The organism is Bradyrhizobium ingae (genome assembly GCF_055791185.1).
Window position 1 is genome coordinate 1 of sequence record NZ_JBVUBB010000074.1, and the last position, 15,416, is coordinate 15,416.

17 protein-coding genes and 1 pseudogene are annotated in these 15,416 nt (G+C 65.1%); 12 read left to right on the forward strand and 6 right to left on the reverse strand.

The features are described 5' to 3' along the window. Together ACV1FX_RS41135 and ACV1FX_RS41140 are read left to right on the forward strand one after the other, a co-directional pair. The coding region (locus ACV1FX_RS41135; RefSeq protein WP_473123181.1) for a glycine reductase at window positions 1–834 on the forward strand (834 nt) is incomplete at its 5' end. A 15-nt stretch (window positions 835–849) separates the two neighbouring features. Beyond that, complete coding sequence (locus ACV1FX_RS41140) at window positions 850–2,043, forward strand: CaiB/BaiF CoA transferase family protein (RefSeq protein WP_473123182.1); 1,194 nt, start codon at window positions 850–852, stop codon at window positions 2,041–2,043. Between the two features lie 185 nt (window positions 2,044–2,228). Here the strand turns inward: ACV1FX_RS41140 and ACV1FX_RS41145 are convergent, their stop codons facing one another. Continuing rightward, on the reverse strand, window positions 2,229–2,984 hold the full coding sequence (locus ACV1FX_RS41145; RefSeq protein WP_473123183.1) for an SOS response-associated peptidase: 756 nt from the start codon (window positions 2,982–2,984) through the stop codon (window positions 2,229–2,231). A 64-nt stretch (window positions 2,985–3,048) separates the two neighbouring features. Here ACV1FX_RS41145 and ACV1FX_RS41150 point away from each other — a divergent pair, with 64 nt between their 5' ends. The 4 genes from ACV1FX_RS41150 (at window position 3,049) to ACV1FX_RS41165 (ending at window position 4,924) form a co-directional block, all read left to right on the forward strand. After that, entirely contained in the window at window positions 3,049–3,546 is a 498-nt protein-coding gene (locus ACV1FX_RS41150; RefSeq protein WP_473123184.1) for a hypothetical protein, read from the forward strand. A 10-nt stretch (window positions 3,547–3,556) separates the two neighbouring features. Continuing rightward, window positions 3,557–3,979, forward strand: coding sequence for an NUDIX hydrolase (locus tag ACV1FX_RS41155; protein WP_473123185.1), 423 nt, complete (start codon window positions 3,557–3,559; stop codon window positions 3,977–3,979). A gap of 53 nt (window positions 3,980–4,032) precedes the next feature. Continuing rightward, window positions 4,033–4,410, forward strand: a complete 378-nt coding sequence (locus ACV1FX_RS41160; RefSeq protein WP_473123186.1) for a TIGR02301 family protein — start codon at window positions 4,033–4,035, stop codon at window positions 4,408–4,410. A 247-nt stretch (window positions 4,411–4,657) separates the two neighbouring features. After that, window positions 4,658–4,924 carry a hypothetical protein gene (locus ACV1FX_RS41165; RefSeq protein ID WP_473123187.1) on the forward strand — a complete coding sequence of 89 codons (267 nt, stop codon included), beginning with the start codon at window positions 4,658–4,660 and terminating at the stop codon, window positions 4,922–4,924. Window positions 4,925–5,087: 163 nt separating this feature from the next. Here ACV1FX_RS41165 and ACV1FX_RS41170 read toward each other — a convergent pair whose 3' ends face one another. The 5 genes and pseudogenes from ACV1FX_RS41170 to ACV1FX_RS41190 all read right to left on the reverse strand — a co-directional run bounded on the left by ACV1FX_RS41170 (window position 5,088) and on the right by ACV1FX_RS41190 (window position 9,184). Then, window positions 5,088–5,405, reverse strand: coding sequence for a cupredoxin domain-containing protein (locus tag ACV1FX_RS41170; protein WP_473123197.1), 318 nt, complete (start codon window positions 5,403–5,405; stop codon window positions 5,088–5,090). 9 nt (window positions 5,406–5,414) lie between these two features. Beyond that, window positions 5,415–5,936, reverse strand: coding sequence for a DUF4142 domain-containing protein (locus ACV1FX_RS41175; protein ID WP_473123188.1), 522 nt, complete (start codon window positions 5,934–5,936; stop codon window positions 5,415–5,417). 88 nt (window positions 5,937–6,024) lie between these two features. Continuing rightward, window positions 6,025–6,720, reverse strand: coding sequence for an RNA polymerase sigma factor (locus ACV1FX_RS41180; RefSeq protein ID WP_473123189.1), 696 nt, complete (start codon window positions 6,718–6,720; stop codon window positions 6,025–6,027). Between the two features lie 66 nt (window positions 6,721–6,786). Further along, a pseudogene (locus ACV1FX_RS41185) lies at window positions 6,787–7,658 on the reverse strand (sulfurtransferase). Window positions 7,659–7,849: 191 nt separating this feature from the next. After that, entirely contained in the window at window positions 7,850–9,184 is a 1,335-nt protein-coding gene (locus ACV1FX_RS41190; RefSeq protein ID WP_473123190.1) for a dihydroorotase, read from the reverse strand. Window positions 9,185–9,286: 102 nt separating this feature from the next. On the opposite strand from ACV1FX_RS41190, the gene ygfZ reads away from it, so the two are divergent. From ygfZ to ACV1FX_RS41220, 6 genes are all read left to right on the forward strand, one after another. Beyond that, window positions 9,287–10,168, forward strand: coding sequence for a CAF17-like 4Fe-4S cluster assembly/insertion protein YgfZ (gene ygfZ / locus ACV1FX_RS41195; RefSeq protein ID WP_473123191.1), 882 nt, complete (start codon window positions 9,287–9,289; stop codon window positions 10,166–10,168). Continuing rightward, window positions 10,165–10,791, forward strand: a complete 627-nt coding sequence (locus tag ACV1FX_RS41200; protein WP_473123192.1) for a DNA-3-methyladenine glycosylase I — start codon at window positions 10,165–10,167, stop codon at window positions 10,789–10,791. The genes ygfZ and ACV1FX_RS41200 overlap by 4 nt, the downstream gene beginning before the upstream one ends. Next, window positions 10,788–11,405: a YfbR-like 5'-deoxynucleotidase gene (locus ACV1FX_RS41205; protein ID WP_473123193.1), complete on the forward strand. Its 618-nt coding sequence runs from the start codon at window positions 10,788–10,790 to the stop codon at window positions 11,403–11,405. The genes ACV1FX_RS41200 and ACV1FX_RS41205 overlap by 4 nt, the downstream gene beginning before the upstream one ends. 135 nt (window positions 11,406–11,540) lie before the next feature. Further along, the gene (locus ACV1FX_RS41210; RefSeq protein ID WP_473123194.1) at window positions 11,541–12,047 is read left to right on the forward strand and encodes a tyrosine phosphatase family protein; all 507 of its coding nucleotides are present in this window, start codon (window positions 11,541–11,543) and stop codon (window positions 12,045–12,047) included. Between the two features lie 22 nt (window positions 12,048–12,069). After that, entirely contained in the window at window positions 12,070–13,038 is a 969-nt protein-coding gene (locus tag ACV1FX_RS41215; protein ID WP_473123195.1) for an NUDIX hydrolase, read from the forward strand. 106 nt (window positions 13,039–13,144) lie between these two features. Further along, on the forward strand, window positions 13,145–15,416 hold a 2,272-nt coding region (locus tag ACV1FX_RS41220; protein WP_473123196.1), incomplete at its 3' end, for a DUF2339 domain-containing protein.

The following is a 15,416-nucleotide window of genomic DNA, read 5'->3' on the forward strand; positions in this document are numbered from 1 at the left end:
GGCTACACTACGCCGTATCGCTGGGCGCATTACATCGACGCGCCGTTCCAGCCGCTGAAGAAACCGCTGGCGCAATCGCGCGTCACGATCATCACGACGGCCGCGCCCTACGATCCGGCCAAGGGCGACCAGGGGCCGGGCGCCGCATATAATGGCGGTGCAAAATTCTACAAAGTCTATGACGGCGACACCTCGAAGGCGCACGATTTGCGCATCTCGCACATCGGCTACGACCGCAAGCACACGTCCGCTACCGACAGCGGCACCTGGTTCCCGCTGCCGCAGTTCCTGAAGGCATCCGCCGCGGGGCGCATCGGCGAGGTGAGCCCTCGCTTCTTCGGTGCGCCGACCAATCGCAGCCATCGCGTCACGCTCGACACCGATGCGCCGGAGATTCTGGCGCGCTGCCTCACTGATGAGGTCGATGTCGCAGTGCTGGTGCCGAACTGCCCGGTCTGCCACCAGACCACCGCGCTGGTCGCGCGGCATCTGGAGGCCAGCGGCATTCCCACCGTCATCATGGGCTGCGCCAAGGATATCGTCGAGCATGCCGCGGTGCCGCGCTTCCTGTTCTCCGACTTCCCGCTCGGCAATTCTGCCGGCAAGCCGCACGACATCACCTCGCAGGCACAGACGCTCGAGCTGGCGTTGAAGCTGCTCGAATCCGCCAGCGGCCCGCGTACCATGATGCAATCGCCGCTGCGCTGGAGCGAGGATGCCTCCTGGAAGCTCGACTACAACAACATCGCGCAGCTCTCGCCCGAAGAGCTCGCGCAGCGGCGCGCCGAGTTCGACAAGCAGAAGGAGATCGCGCGCGGCAACCGCGCAGCGTGACGGGAGAAGCACGTCGTGACGAGGCCCTTCCAAGACGTCAAGATCCTCGACTTCACGCAAGTGCTCGCCGGCCCCTATGCGAGCTACCAGCTTGCGCTGCTGGGCGCCGAAATCATCAAGGTCGAGCGGCGCGAGGGCGAGGACATGCGCCGCACGCCGCTCAGCCGCGAATGGGCGGAGCGCGGGCTCGCGCCGGCGTTCCAGGCCATCAACGGCAACAAGCGCAGCCTGACGCTCGATCTGCAAAAGCCCGATGCGATCGCGATCGTCAGGAAGCTCGCCGCCGAGGTCGATGTCGTCATGGAGAACTTTCGCCCGGGCGTGATGGACAAGCTCGGCATCGGCTATGAGGCGCTGTCTGCGATCAATCCAAAGCTGATCTATTGCGCCGTCTCCGGCTTCGGCCAGACTGGCCCCGATCGGCTGCGCCCAGGCTATGACGGCAAGATGCAGGCGCTCTCCGGCATCATGGCCATATCAGGCCATCCCGAGACCGGGCCGACGCGCGCAGGCTTTGCGGTGTGCGACGTGCTTTCGGGCGCGACCGCCGCCTTCGCCGTCTCGAGCGCGCTCTACCAGCGCGACCGCACCGGCATGGGGCAGCTCGTCGACGTCTCCATGCTGGAGGCGACGCTGGCGTTCCTGTCGGGCCAGATCGCGGACTGGTCGGTCGCCGGCCATCGCCAACAGCTCTCGGGCAATCAGGCCGTCAGCCGCAAGACCACCGCGAATCTGTTCAAATGCGGCGACGGCTACATCCTGCTCGCGGTCAACAACGAGAAGCAATATCGCGCGCTGATGACGACGCTGGGCCGCGCGGACACGCTGGAGGATCCGCGCTTTGCCGACTGGTTCTCCCGCAAGGAGAACGAGGGCAGCTTGCGCGCGATCATCGAAGCGGCGCTGGCGACGAAGAGCCCGCGCGAATGGGAGACGATTTTGGAAGATGCCGGCGCCCCCTGCGCCAGCATCTGGACAATCGAGGAGATCATCGACCATCCGCAGATCGTTGCGCGCGGCGCGATTCAGCAGCTCGACACGCCCTACGGCCGCCTGCGCTTCGCCGGCAGCGGATTCCAGCTCGCCCATGGCGGCGGCAGGCTCGACCGCATGGCCCCCGAGCTGGGCGCGGATACAGATGCGGTGCTGGGCGAGCTGGGTTTTGACGCAACAGAGATCGCGGATTTGCGGGCAAGGGAGATCGTGTGAAGCCGGTGCCACAACAACGCTGTCACCCCGGGGCGCGCGTAGCGCGAGCCCGGGACCCATAGCCACAGGGGGTAGTTGTTGCGCGAGATCGTGGTTCAGAATCTTCGCCAAACGCAATCCTGGGGTTATGGATCCCGGATCTTCGCTGCGCTTGTCTGGGACGACGGCTTGTTTTGTGGCCGTACCTAGAACAACGACCCCTGCCCGTCATCAACCGACGTTGCTGCAGCTTTTCGCACCACCTTCTTCTTCGGCGCTTCCGCCTCCATCTCCTCTGCGCTGATCGGCAGCAGCAACTGCTCGTCATCATTGACGACGCGGTTGACGCGGGTGGAGACCGGGTGCCATGCGAATTCGCCAATGCGCGGCGCCGCCATCAGCGGCAGGATTGCATCGACCTCGTCGCCGCGGCAGTCGAGCCAGCGCTCGAAATCCTGCGGGGAAATCGTCACCGGCACGCGGTCATGCAGCCCGGCGAGATCCTCGCTCGCCGCCGCCGTGACGATCGCGACGGTGTCTAGCTCCTCGCCGTTCGGCCCGACCCAGGTCTCGAACACCGCGGCAAAACCGAGCGGCTGCCCATCGGCGCGATGGATGAAATAAGGCTGCTTGCGGCCGTCCACCGCCTTCCATTCGTAGTAACCGTCGGCCGGAATCAGGCCGCGGCGCCTCCGAATCGCGTTCTTGAAGGCGGGCTTTTCCAGCACCGTCTCCGAGCGTGCATTGATCAACAACGTAAAACCACGGGGATCCTTCACCCAGGTCGGCAGCAGCCCCCAGCGCATGAGCTGAAAATGCCGCGCGCCCTTATCGACCAGCACCACCGGAATCGGCTGTGTCGGGGCGACGTTGTACCGTGGCGGGAAATTCGGCTGCTCGAGATAGCCAAAGAGTTGCCGCAAAGCCGCCGGGGCCGAGGTTATGACAAAGCGTCCGCACATCCTTTAGGGGCCTATATGGGTTCCGTTCAGCACCTTTTAACCCCCAACGTTAACACTGCAGCCGATGAGCTCAATGGTCGCCGAACCCGCGCGGACACATGTGACGGGCCCCGAGGCGGCGGCCTGGGCTGAGCGTCTGCGCGTGGCCAACATCAACCCGCGGACCGGGCTTGCAACCGACTATCTGAACCATTTCAATGAAGCCGTCATGCTGCTCGAAATGGTCCCGGACATGCCGGAATGCGCCGAAGACTTCCTGACCTGGACGCCGCTGTCCTATGCCGAGCATTTCACGGCCTCGAACTTCAAGGCGCGCGATCTCGCGATCGAGGCCTATGAGAAGGCCGCTCCCAACGTGCGCACGCAGTTCGATCACATCACCGACACCATGACCTCGATCCTGACCGCGGTCGGCTCGGCCATGCGGGAGGTGGAGAAGGACGCCACGCGCGTCAAGCTCGCCGAGCAGGCCACCCTCTGGGTCAAGCCACTGATCGCGGCCTGCGGCGGCATCATCAACGGCGGCGCGGAAGCCGACGTCGATACCATCATGTCGAATTGAGGCGGACACCGTGCAGCCGAGCCATCCCCAGCTCGCTGTCAGCGCCGCGATTTTCCGCGATGGCAAGGTGCTGCTGGTTCGCCGCGCCCGCTCGCCAGCCAAGGGCTTCTATTCGCTGCCGGGCGGCCGGGTCGAATTCGGCGAATCGCTGCATCAGGCGCTGATGCGCGAGGTCGACGAGGAGACCGGGCTCGCGATCGAGATCGTGGGTCTCGCCGGCTGGCGCGAGGTGCTGCCGTCCACGGGCGGCGCCGGCCACTACCTGATCATGTCCTTTGCGGCGCGCTGGACGGCCAGGGAGCCGGTTCTGAATGAGGAGCTGGACGATTTCTGCTGGCTCGCTCCCGACGCGCCGGGCGGCCTCGGCGACCTCAAGCTCACCGGGGGGCTGGAGGAGGTCATCCAGGCAGCAAGGCGCCTGATCGGGCCTTGACGGCCCGGGAGGCTGCCTTGCGTCTGCCGGCCTTAAGGGGCATACACCCGCCGATGTCCAAGCGATTTCCGGCCGTTTTGGCCCTGATTCTTGCCTGCGCCGTCGCGCCCGCCCGGGCCCAGGATGTGGCTGCGCCATTCGACGGCGATTTGCAGCGGCTGGCGGAAATCCTCGGCGGCCTGCACTACCTGCGCAGCATCTGCGGGGCCAATGAAGGCAACAAATGGCGCAACGAGATGCAGGCGCTGATCGACGCCGAAACCCCCTCCGGCGAGCGCCGAACCCGCATGATCGCCGGCTTCAACCGCGGCTATAACGGTTTTCAACAGACCTACCGGAGTTGCACCCCCGCCGCGACGGTCGCGATCCGCCGCTACATCGAGGAAGGCTCGAAAATCTCCCGCGACCTGACGGCGCGCTACGCGAACTGAATTCAAACGCGATCTCATCATTCCGGCCCCGCGCCTGATCGCGCGTCCCGGAATAACGAGAGAGAGGTGGATGCGCCTCCTCGCCATGAGGATTTGGCAATACCGGATGTGTCGCGGGAACAACTCCTCCACATTGTTCACCTCCGTTAACCTTTCCTAAAGATGTGGCCTAGGCGACGTTAATCTGCGTGCTACACCTCTCACGCAGCGCATCGCCGTGGATTGCGCCTCCAGCCATTCGAGTTTCATGAGCATTCCAGTGTCCTACGCCCCCGCCCGCGCACCGCTGCCCGACCACGAGCAGAAGCAGGCAGCGCTCAGCTATCTCAACGAGGCCTGGGCGGAAGCGCGCCATGATGGCGTCGACGGCGATTGCCTCGCGCAGGCGAGCCTGTTTGCGGCGCTCGCCGAGCTCGTCGGCACCTATGGCGAGGACGCGGTGGCGAAATTCGTCGAGGGCTTTCCGGCCCGCATTCGCAACGGCGAATTCTCGATCGCCCTCGCCAAGCAGTAGCCAAAAATCACCCCGCCGAAGAGGCGGGGCGAAGTCTGCGGAGGAATGACCTGACGACAGGTCGCGATGGCTGCGCCATGATCGCACGAAAGCGCGCGTCACGAGATGAGCAATAGCCCGCAACCGTCAGGGAGTATTTTCCCGAACCACCCCGGGAAAAACCTCAGGGCGCGATCTTGAGCGTCGCCTTCATGTTGGGATGAAAGCGACAGTAGTAGTCGACCGTCCCCGTCTTCTTCACGACGAAGGTCGCCGACTTCTTCGGCGGCAGGTTGACGTCGAAATCGCCGTTCCTCGCGGTCGCCGTGTGGGCGAACACATCCTTGTTGACCCACTCGATGGTATCTCCGACCTTCACCGAAACCTCGGCAGGCGCGATCTCGAGATTCTCCATCGTGATCTGCACGGTTGCGGCGCACGCCCGAACGACCATCGACGCGAGCACGATCGCGGCCACGGGCAACAGCCGTCCCGGCATCATCGCCCTCATTTATTTCAACTCGGCCGCGACGTGCTCGGCATGCTGCTCATGACCCTGGAAGATCTTCAATCCGGTTTGCAGCAGGCCCTTCAGCTCGGCATTGTTGGCGGCGGGAATGAGCTGGGTCTCCAGCGCGCCGTTGACCGTCTTGTGGTAGGCGACCTCGTTCTCGACATAGGCCTTGTCGAAGGCGGCGCCGCTGAGCTTGCCGAGCTCGGCGAGCTTGTCGCTCGCCTGCTTGGACAGCGTGCGGCTGGTGTCGTTGTCCTCCGGCGTGACGTTCAGCTTCTTGACCAGCGCGAGCGCCTGCTTGTTCACCGCCTCGTGGTCGCGCACCATGTCCTGCGCGAATGCCTTGACGTCCTTGTTCTTCGCCTTTTTCAACGCCTGCTTGGCTGCGTTGATGTCGATCACGCCTGCGGTGTAGGCGATATGGGCGATCTGCGGATCAGTGGGCTTTGCGCCTTGCGCCAGCGCAGGGCTGACTAGAAGGGCGACCGTGGCGATCGCCACGCTGCATCGGATGAACATGGCTTGACACTCCTGTGGTGCCGGTCGTTCCCGGCATGTGATCTCACAGGCATTGGATGGAGAACGGTCGCGGACGTTCCCGAGAAAATCACGCGCCGACGCCGAGCCGCTTCAGCACGATCTCGGTCAGGCGCTCGCAGCGCTGGCCGGCAAACGGGAACGCATCCATCACCACCGGCCCGATCTTCTTCTCGACGTTCTCGCGCAGCATCGAGCGAGCGCGATGCAGCCGCGTCTTCACTGTCTCCGGCTTGACGCCGAGCAGTTCCGCGGTCTCCTCGATGGTCATGCCCTCCATCACGCGCGCGATGAAGACCATGCGGAAGACATCGGGCAGTTCATCGACCGCGTGCTCGACGACGCGCTGGATTTCACGTTGGGCCATGGATTTTTCCGGATCGCCTGCGGCGGAGGACACGGGAAACTGGATGATCTGGGCCTCGAGCGTTGCCTCCGGCAGCGCACTGATCTCGACATGCACCTTCCGGCTTCTCACACGGCCGAGCGCCTCGTTGATGGCAATGCGCGACAGCCAGGTCGACAGGCCGGATTCGCCGCGAAAGCCGTCGAGATGGGTGAACGCGCGAACATAGGTTTCCTGCACCACGTCCTCGGCTTCGCTGTCGTTGCGCAGGATGCCGCGCGCGAGCCGATAGAGCCTGCGGTTGTTGGCCTGCATGATCGCGCGCAGCGCAGCCTCGTCGCGGGCCCTGGCGCGCTCGATCAGCTCGGCCTCGGCCAGACCCACAATTTCCGATATTGCAGTGCGATGGATGGCGGTCACGGGCTCGTCTCCAGCTTTCCGGACATTGGATGCAGGCCCGCCGAAAAGGTTCCCGCCAATCTACTCTCAGCCCGTCTCGATTGGCAGCTCGGAATCCCTCGCCCATTCGCCCATGGAACCATCGTAGAGCGTCAGCCTGTCGTAGCCGAGTTGCGCCAGCAGGAAGAGATCGATGGTCGCGGAAATACCGCCTCCGCAATAGCAGATGACATTCTTGTCGCGTGTGATGCCCTGGCTTGCGAATTTCGCTTCGGCATCGGCGAGCGGGGTCAGCGTCTTGTCGGCGGCATTGACGGCGTTGCAGCCGGCACGTTTACGCTGCCGGGAATGCGGCCGGGCCGGCCATAGCGGCTTGGCTCCAGACCGCGGTGAAACTTCGGCCCGAGGGCATTGACGATGATCGTGGAAGGATCGTCGATCCGCGCGAGCACCGCGGATTTGTCGACGAAAAAGCCTTCGCGCAGCGCGGCATTGAACATCGTCGCCGGATAACCGCTCGGCGCCCCCTGCTCGACCGGCCGTCCTTCAGCCCTCCACTTGTCAAAGCCACCATCCAGCACGCGCGCATCGACGCCGAGCGAGCGCAGCATCCACCAGAACCGCGTCGCCCACATCATGCTGCCGATGCTGTAGAGCACGATCGTTTTCGACGCATCGACGCCGTGGCGGCCGAAGGCGCTCTTGAGTTGCGCAGTCGCCGGCATCATGAAACGCAGATCGGTCGACACGTCGGAAAACTCGCCTTGCAGGTCGAGGAAATCCGCACCTGGGATATGGCCGGCCTCAAAGGTCTTGCTGCCGGGCACGACGAGATAAGGATCGCTGCTGCCCTGCGGCGTGGACTCCAGATAGGTCGTGCAGTCGTAGAGACGGAGGTGTGGCTCGCCAAGCATGGATGCGAGCTGTTCGGTGGAAATGAGGGGTGTCCGCTGGGTCATCGAGTGCGCTCCCATGCCTCCCCAGTGTCGTTCTGGCGAAAGCCAGGACCCATTACCACAGGATCGCGTGGTTGCGTGAGATCGTGGTCACCGATCCTCGCAACAACAGGGTCGGGGTTATGGCGCCTGGCTGTCGCCAGGACGACATCGGAGAAGAGGCGAGTGCTCGAAGCTCACGCGCAGCAAAACCCCTATTGCTTCAGCGTCTCCAGAAACCGCACCGGCTCGCCCTGCGACGGCGTCATCAGCTCGCCCTGCCACATCACGCGTTTGCCGCGGACGAAGGTGCCGACGGGCCAGCCGGTAACGCGCACGCCGTCATAAGGCGTCCAGGCGGCTTTGGACGCAACCCATTTGTTGGTGATGGTCTCGCTGCGCTTGAGGTCCACGATGGTGAAGTCGGCATCGTAACCCGCGGCAATGCGGCCCTTGCAGGCAATGTTGAAAAGACGCGCGGGGCCGGCGCTGCTGAGATCAACGAAACGCGCGAGCGAGAGCCGGCCCGCGTTGACGTGGTCGAGCATCAAGGGCACCAGCGTCTGCACGCCGGTCATGCCCGAGGGCGAAGCCGGATAGGTCTTGGCCTTCTCCTCCAGCGTATGCGGCGCATGGTCGGAGCCGAGGATGTCGATGATCCCCTGCTCGATGCCACGCCAGATGCCGGCACGGTGATCGGCCGAGCGCACGGGTGGGTTCATCTGCGCGAGCGTGCCGAGCCGCTCGTAGCATTCGGGCGCGGCCATAGTGAGGTGATGCGGGGTCGCCTCGCAGGAGGCGACATCCTTGTGGTCGCGCAGGAATTCGATCTCTTCCTTGGTCGAGATGTGCAGCACGTGAATGCGCCTGCCCGTCTCGCGCGCGAGCTTGACGAGGCGCTGCGTCGCGATCAGCGCGGCGGGCTCGTCGCGCCACACGGGGTGCGAGCGCGGATCACCCTCGATGCGCAACGACTTGCGCTCGTTGAGGCGATATTCGTCCTCCGCGTGGAATGAAGCGCGGCGGCGGATCACCTGGAAGATGCGGCGCAGGCTGTCGTCGTCCTCTACCAGCAGCGCGCCGGTCGAGGAGCCGATGAACACCTTGACGCCAGCGCAGCCCGGCGCGCGCTCGAGATGCGGCAGATCCTGTACGTTCTCGCGGGTGCCGCCGATGAAGAAAGCGAAATCGCAATGCATGCGGTGATGACCGCGCTTCACCTTGTCGGTGAAATCGGCCTCCGTCACCGTGAGCGGTGAGGTGTTCGGCATCTCGAACACCGCGGTGACGCCGCCCATCACGGCGCTGCGCGAGCCGGTTTCGAGATCTTCCTTGTGCGTCAGACCCGGCTCGCGGAAATGCACCTGCGTGTCGATCACGCCGGGCAGGATGTGCAGGCCCTTGCAGTCGATGACCTCCGCCGCCGCGTCTTGCGCGAGCGAACCGATCTCTGCGATGCGTCCGGCCACAATGCCGACGTCGCGGACGCCCTCGCCGTCCTGATTCACCACCGTGCCGGATTTCAGGATCACGTCAAAACGCTGGGTCATGGCTATCAGTCTCTCTCATCCCTCAGGCGCAGGGCTCGAGGCTTGTCGTTTAAGCAGGGCGGGCTTACGTTCGAAGTCGACATGTCGCAAGAGATTTTCGCAATGAAAGCAGCGTTTCTTCCCGATCGGGGCGTGATCAAGGTCGCAGGCGAGGATGCGCAAAGCTTCCTCAACGGCCTGTTCACCACGGATGTCGGCAGGCTCAAGCCCGGGCTCGGCCGATTCGGCGCGCTGCTGACGCCCCAGGGCAAGATCATCGTGGATTTCCTGATCACCGAGGCACCTTCCGGCCATGGCGGCGGCTACCTGATCGACTGCCCGAAGGCGCTGGCGGAAACCCTCGCCACCAAGCTGAAATTCTACAAGCTGCGCGCCAAGGTCACTGTGGAAAATCTCTCCGACGGGCTCGGCGTGCTCGCAGGCTGGGACGGCGAGCCTGCCGCCCAGCCCGACCTCGCTTTTTCCGACCCGCGCGACGAACGGCTCGGGTTTCGCATCCTGGTCCCCTCGGAACTCAAGGATAAGCTCGCTGCGCTGATCGGCGCAGAGCTCGTCGAGGCCTCCGAATATGAGGTCCATCGCATTGTGCTCGGCGTGCCGCGCGGCGGCCTCGATTTCATGTATGGCGATGCGTTTCCGCACGAGACCAACATGGATCGGCTCGCAGGCGTCGATTTCGACAAGGGCTGCTATGTCGGCCAGGAGGTGGTCTCGCGCATGCAGCATCGCGGCACCGCGCGTACGCGCAGTGTCAAGGTGCTGCTCGACGGCCCCTCGCCCGAGGCAGGCGCAACCATCCTCGCCGGCGACAAGCCGGTCGGCACCATCGGCTCTACGGCACAGGGCAAGGGCATTGCGCTTGTGCGCATCGATCGAGTCGCCGACGCGCTCGATGCCGGACAGACGCTCACCGCCGGCGGGCTCGATGTCAGGCTCGCGGAACCCGGCGTGGTCCGCATTCCAGCGAAACAGCCCGTCGCATGAGCCGCGCCCCTCGCCTGCATGCCGACGGCCTGACACGCTGTCCCTGGCCCGGCGAAGATCCGCTGTATGTCGCCTATCACGACACCGAATGGGGCGTGCCGGAATATGACGACCGCGCCCTCTACGAAAAGCTGATTCTCGACGGTTTCCAGGCGGGCCTCTCGTGGATCACGATCTTGCGCAAGCGCGACAATTTCCGCAAAGCCTTCGACGACTTCCAGCCGGAGAAGATCGCGCGTTACAACGCGAAGAAGGTCCATGCGCTGATGAACGATGCCGGCATCGTGCGCAATCGCGCCAAGATCGACGGCACGATAGCGAGCGCGAAATCCTATCTGGAGATCATGGATAAGAGCCCAGGCTTCTCGAAGCTGCTCTGGGATTTCGTCGACGGCAGGCCTCTGGTCAACAAGTTCAAGACCACCGCGAGCGTGCCGGCGTCGACGCCGCTGTCGGTGCAGATCTCCAAGGAGCTGTCCTCGCGCGGCTTCAAATTCGTCGGCCCCACCATCGTCTATGCCTTCATGGAGGCAACCGGCATGGTCAACGACCATCTCGTCGACTGCCATTGCCATGCGTCCTGCGGCAAGACGCAGCGCAAGCCGCGCCTCAAAGCCAAATGAAGGCCGGAAAGCGCGCCGCAAACGATCTGCAGTCCCGCGCCTGGCAGCGCATGCTGTCCGGCCGCCGGCTCGACCTGCTCGATCCCTCGCCGCTCGATGTCGAGATCGCCGACATCGCGCACGGGCTCGCGCGCGTCGCACGCTGGAACGGGCAAACCACGGGTGCGCACATCTTCTCGGTGGCGCAGCATACGCTGCTGGTCGAGACCGTGATGCGCCATGACAGCCCGCGCATCGACGAGCGCGTGCGACTCGCAGCATTGCTGCACGATGCGCCGGAATACGTCATCGGCGACATGATCTCTCCGTTCAAGGCGGTGCTCGACGGCCACTACAAGGCGGTGGAGAAGCGGTTGCTCGGCGCGATCCATATCCGCTTCGGACTGCCGCCGGTGCTGCCTGAGGAGATCACGCTGGCCATCAAGGCCGCCGACCGTGGCGCCGCCTATCTCGAGGCCACCGAGCTCGCCGGCTTCAGCGACAGCGAGGCCAGGCGCCTGTTCGGCCGCGACCCCGGCCTGCCCGAAACCGTGCTGCGCGACTATCTGACGCCGTGGACGGCCGCAAAAGCCGAGAAGCGGTTTCTGGAGCGGTTCAGTGCGGTGTTTTTGTAGCGTAAGCAATTCGTAGGGTGGGCAAAGCGAAGCGTGCCCACCACGTCCGAGCAAGGTACAGGATGGTGGGCACGGCGCTTCGCTCCTTTGCCCACCCTACGGTGCCAGCTATAATCGGCAGCTAAAAGGACCGCCATGATCCACGTCTGCTCGCTTGCCGCCTTGCCCGAAACCGTTCGTCTCACCGGAGCCAGCCATGTGCTGACGGTGATGGCCAATGTCGAGCAAGTGGTACGACCGGTGTCGGTGCTGCCAGCCAATCATCTGAAAGTCTCGATGGATGACATCACCGAGGAGCTCGACGGCTTCGTTGCGCCCTCGGAAGGACACATCGAGCAGGTGCTGAACTTCGTCCGCGGCTGGGATCGCAGCGCGCCGCTGGTCGTGCATTGCTATGCCGGTATCAGCCGTTCCACCGCGAGCGCCTTTGCCGCGGCATGCCTGCTCAATCCGCATCGCGACGAGATCGAGATCGCGAAGAAGATCCGCGCCGCCTCGCCGATCGCCTCGCCAAACCGTCGCATCGTCGAGCTCGCCGATCGCGCGCTCCGTCGCGACGGCCGCATGTTGCGCGCACTCGACGAGATGGGTCCGGGCGCGATGATGGTGGAGAGTCGTCCGTTCGTGATCGAGCTCGAATGACTTTACAAAACCCGTTTCCCGGATGAGCGACAAGCTGCTGACGCCGATCGAGATCGGCCTGACTGCCGCGATCGTCGCGATCGAGGCCCATGAGCCGCTGATCCTCACCTCGCGCGGCAGCGATGGCCTGGCCGGCCTTCCCTTCGGCCCGTTCGATGCACTGACGCACCGCACCTTCGAGATCGGCCTGCGCGCCTGGGTCGAGGAGCAGGCGGGCTTGCGGCTCGGCTATGTCGAACAGCTCTACACTTTTGGCGATCGTGGCCGGCATGCGGAGGCTGCCGATACCGGCGCGCATATGGTCTCGATCGGCTATCTCGCGCTGACCCGTGCTGCCGACAACGGCGTGCACGCGGCAGGGGCGACGTTCGAGCCCTGGTATCGCTTCTTCCCCTGGGAAGACCGGCGCGAGCAGCCGCCGGCGATCATCGCCCGCGACATCATTCCGGCGCTGACGCATTGGGCCGAGGAGGAGACGCCGGAGACGATCCGTGCGCTGCCGCGCAGGGATCGCGTGCGGCTCAATTTCGGTCTCGACGGCGCGGTATGGGACGAGGAGCGCGTGCTCGACCGCTACGAGCTGCTTTACGAGGCCGGGCTGATCGAGGAGGCGCGCCGCGACGGCCGCCCTGCGGCATTAGCGCGCAAGGCACTTCCAGCGCTTGGCCTCTCGATGCGGTTCGACCACCGCCGGATTCTCGCCACGGGCATTGCCCGGCTGCGCGCGAAGCTGAAGTATCGCCCTGTCATCTTTGAACTTTTGCCTGCCGAGTTCACACTCACGGAATTGCAGCATACGGTGGAGGCGATCTCCGGCCGGCACCTGCACAAGCAGAATTTCCGTCGCCTGGTGGAAAGTGAAGCCCTGGTCGAACCGACCGGCGTCATGTCGACACAGACCGGCGGGCGGCCGGCAGCACTCTATCGCTTCCGCCGCGAAGTGCTCCAGGAGCGGCCGGCACCCGGCTTGCGCGTCCGCTCCCGGCGCTAGGAGCGTGATCCCGGAAAAGTGGGTACCGGTTTTCCGATCAGGATCATGCTCGAAGAGAAGATGATATTGCGCGATTGGCTGGTACGGCCGGTCGCCTGGAGGCCTTATGTTCGACGCCCCGTTCGACGTCTTTGCGGTGATGATCGCAATCGCCGCTTTTCTCATTGCATTGAAGGCGTCCAACCAGGCGACCGACCTGCGCCGGCGGCTGGGCGCGCTGGAAGCCAATTTGCACACGCCGCGGCAGGTCCAGCCGCCGCCGCTCACGCCGCAGGAGATGGAGCAGACGCGTGCGGCTGCAACTCCGAGCGTCACTGAACCGACTGCACCCGACGCCGAGCTGGCGCCACCCCTCGTCGCCGATCAGGCGGCCCCGCCACCCATCGATACGGACGCAGTTCAAGCGGCGCCACCGCCTCCGCTGCCGGCCGCAGGGCCGGGTCTCGAGGAGCGGCTCGGCACCCGCTGGGTGGTGTGGATCGGCGGCCTGGCACTCGCGCTCGGCGGATTCTTCATGGTGCGCTATTCGATCGAGGCCGGCCTCGTCGGCCCCGGCGTGCGCGTGTTTCTCGGCGGCCTGTTCGCGCTGGGGCTGCTTGGCGCCAGCGAATGGACGCGGCGTAAGGAGAGCATCGCCGACATCCAGGCGCTGCCGATCGCCAACATCCCGGCGATCCTCACCGCCGCCGGCACCGCGGTGGCGTTTGCAACCATCTATGCGGCCTACGCGCTCTACGATTTCCTCGCGCCCGCGACCGCCTTTGTGCTGCTCGGCATCGTTGCGCTCGGCACGCTCGCGGCGGCGCTCCTGCACGGGCCGGCGCTCGCGGGCCTCGGCGTCGTCGGCGCCTTCGTCACGCCGATCCTGGTCTCCAGCGACAAGCCGGATTTTTGGGCGCTCTACGTTTATCTCGCCATCGTCACTGCAGCGAGCTTTGGCCTCGCGCGCATCCGGCTGTGGCGCTGGCTCGCGGTGACTACGATCGTCTTCGCGCTCCTATGGACCTTCCCGGGCCTCGACCTCGGAGCATCGCTGGCCGCGCCGCACGCCTTCCATGTGATCGCAGGCTTCGTGCTCGCCGCCCTGCTGGTGGTCTGCGGCTTCACGTTCGGCCCGACCATCGACGACGGCCAGATCGAACCGGTGTCCTCCGGCTCGCTCGCCGCCTATCTGTTCGGCGCGATGCTGATTGTGCTGTCGAGCGCGCATGCCGATCTCGCGCTGGTCACGTTCACTGTCCTCATTGCCGGAACGTTGTTCGTCGCCTGGCGCGCGCCTGCGGCGACCGGCGCACTCGGCGCGGCGGCAGCGCTCGTCTTCATCGTGTTCGCCGAATGGGCCGTGCGCGCCAACCCCGACGTGCTGGTGCTGCCCGGCGGTCCCCTGCCCTGCATCGGACCGACCGCGACCGACAGCTCGGTGTGGCTGCACCTGGTGATGGCCGCGATCTTCGCCGCGGGCTTTGGCGGCGTGGGCTTCCTCGCACAGGGACGCTCGACCGCCGCGATCATCCCCGTCGTGTGGTCGGCGGCCGCAACCTTCACGCCCATTGCGCTCCTCGTTGCGCTCTACGCCCGCATCGCACATCTCGACCGCTCGATTCCCTTCGCGATCCTCGCCGTGCTGCTTGCCGCTGCCTTCGCGGCCGCGACCGAAGTGCTCTCGCGGCGCGAGAACCGGCCCGGCCTTGCGATCTCGATTGCCCTGTTCGCCACCGGCACGCTCGGCGCGCTGGCGCTGGCGCTGACTTTCGCGCTGGAGAAAGGCTGGCTCACGATCGCGCTGGCGCTGATGTCGCTCGGCACCGCCTGGATCTCCATCCAGCGGCCGATCGCCTTCCTGCGCTGGCTCGCCGCGATCCTTGCCGGCATCGTCACCGCGCGCATCGTCTACGACCCGCGCATTGTCGGCGATACCGTCGGCACCACGCCGATCTTCAACTGGCTGCTGTGGGGCTATGGCGTGCCGGCGCTGTCGTTCTGGACGGCGAGCCGGTTCCTGAGCCGCCGCGGCGACGATGCGCCGCTGCGGATGGTGGAAGCCGCGGCGATCCTGTTCACCGTACTGCTCGCCTTCATGGAAATCCGTCACTTCGCGACTGGCGGCGACATGATATCGCCGCCTTCGCTGCTGGAATTCGCGCTCCAGGCCTGCGTGACGCTCGCCATGGCAATCGGACTCGAACGGCTGCGGCTACGCAGCGGCAGCATCGTGCACAATGTCGGCGCGATCGTGCTGACGGTGATCGCGGGCCTGATCAGCGTGTTCGGCCTCCTGCTCCTGGAGAATCCGTGGCTGTTCAGCAGCATTGATGTCGGCGGCCTCGTGTGCAACCTGCTGCTGCTCGGCTATGCCCTGCCGGCGGTACTCATGCTGC

Excerpts from the sequence above, each read along its gene's own strand:
- ACV1FX_RS41215 (WP_473123195.1), top strand. The coding sequence starts at position 12,070 with ATGAGCGACAAGCTGCTGACGCCGATCGAGATCGGCCTGACTGCCGCG.
- ACV1FX_RS41145 (WP_473123183.1), bottom strand. The coding sequence starts at position 2,984 with ATGTGCGGACGCTTTGTCATAACCTCGGCCCCGGCGGCTTTGCGGCAA.
- ygfZ (WP_473123191.1), top strand. The coding sequence starts at position 9,287 with ATGAAAGCAGCGTTTCTTCCCGATCGGGGCGTGATCAAGGTCGCAGGC.
- ACV1FX_RS41190 (WP_473123190.1), bottom strand. The coding sequence starts at position 9,184 with ATGACCCAGCGTTTTGACGTGATCCTGAAATCCGGCACGGTGGTGAAT.
- ACV1FX_RS41210 (WP_473123194.1), top strand. The coding sequence starts at position 11,541 with ATGATCCACGTCTGCTCGCTTGCCGCCTTGCCCGAAACCGTTCGTCTC.
- ACV1FX_RS41160 (WP_473123186.1), top strand. The coding sequence starts at position 4,033 with ATGTCCAAGCGATTTCCGGCCGTTTTGGCCCTGATTCTTGCCTGCGCC.
- ACV1FX_RS41175 (WP_473123188.1), bottom strand. The coding sequence starts at position 5,936 with ATGTTCATCCGATGCAGCGTGGCGATCGCCACGGTCGCCCTTCTAGTC.
- ACV1FX_RS41200 (WP_473123192.1), top strand. The coding sequence starts at position 10,165 with ATGAGCCGCGCCCCTCGCCTGCATGCCGACGGCCTGACACGCTGTCCC.
- ACV1FX_RS41170 (WP_473123197.1), bottom strand. The coding sequence starts at position 5,405 with ATGATGCCGGGACGGCTGTTGCCCGTGGCCGCGATCGTGCTCGCGTCG.
- ACV1FX_RS41205 (WP_473123193.1), top strand. The coding sequence starts at position 10,788 with ATGAAGGCCGGAAAGCGCGCCGCAAACGATCTGCAGTCCCGCGCCTGG.
- ACV1FX_RS41150 (WP_473123184.1), top strand. The coding sequence starts at position 3,049 with ATGAGCTCAATGGTCGCCGAACCCGCGCGGACACATGTGACGGGCCCC.
- ACV1FX_RS41165 (WP_473123187.1), top strand. The coding sequence starts at position 4,658 with ATGAGCATTCCAGTGTCCTACGCCCCCGCCCGCGCACCGCTGCCCGAC.